The organism is Arenimonas malthae CC-JY-1, from assembly GCF_000747075.1.
Taxonomy (GTDB): Bacteria; Pseudomonadota; Gammaproteobacteria; order Xanthomonadales; family Xanthomonadaceae; genus Arenimonas; species Arenimonas malthae.
Window position 1 is genome coordinate 1 of record NZ_AVCH01000124.1, and the last position, 621, is coordinate 621.

Genomic DNA, 621 nt, shown 5'->3' on the forward strand with positions numbered 1-621 from the left:
GGCGCACGCGCCGCTCGACGAACGCACCCGCGACGCCCTGGCCGGCATGGGCGTGCGCCGGCTGCGGCAGCTGTTCGCGCTGCCGCGCGCGGGCCTGCGCCGGCGCTTCGGCGCGGGCCTGCTGGAGGTGCTCGACCGGCTCACCGGCGACGCTCCCGACCTGCGCCCCTGCTACCAGCCGCCCGACGTGTTCGAAGCGCGCTTCGAGTTCGACGACGAAGTGCGTTACCACACCGGCCTGCTGTTCCCGCTGCGGCGGCTGCTGGGCGACCTGTGCGCCTTCCTGGTCGGCCGCGACGGCGGCGTGCAGCGCTTCGAGCTGGTGTTCGAACACGACCTGCGCCCGCCCAGCGCGCACGTGGTGGGCGCGATGACGCCCGAGCGCGACCCGGCGCGGCTGTTCGAACTGGCCAGGCTGGTGCTCGAACGCGAACCCATCCCGGCGCCGGTGCGCGCCTTCGGCCTGCGCGCCACCGAACTGCCGCCGTTCGTGCCGGCCGGGCGCGACCTGTTCGAAGCGCGGCCGGCCAGCGCCATGGACTGGCCGGCCCTGCAGGCGCGGCTGCAGGCGCGGCTGGGCGAGGACGCGGTGTACCAGTGGGCGCCGCACGCCGACCCGCG

Annotated in this window: 1 protein-coding gene; it reads left to right on the top strand. The window is 76.3% G+C overall.

Annotated features, from left to right (window positions below):
* Window positions 1–621 (top strand): Y-family DNA polymerase (locus N790_RS16355; RefSeq protein WP_169742146.1); only part of this gene is annotated, 621 nt, incomplete at both ends.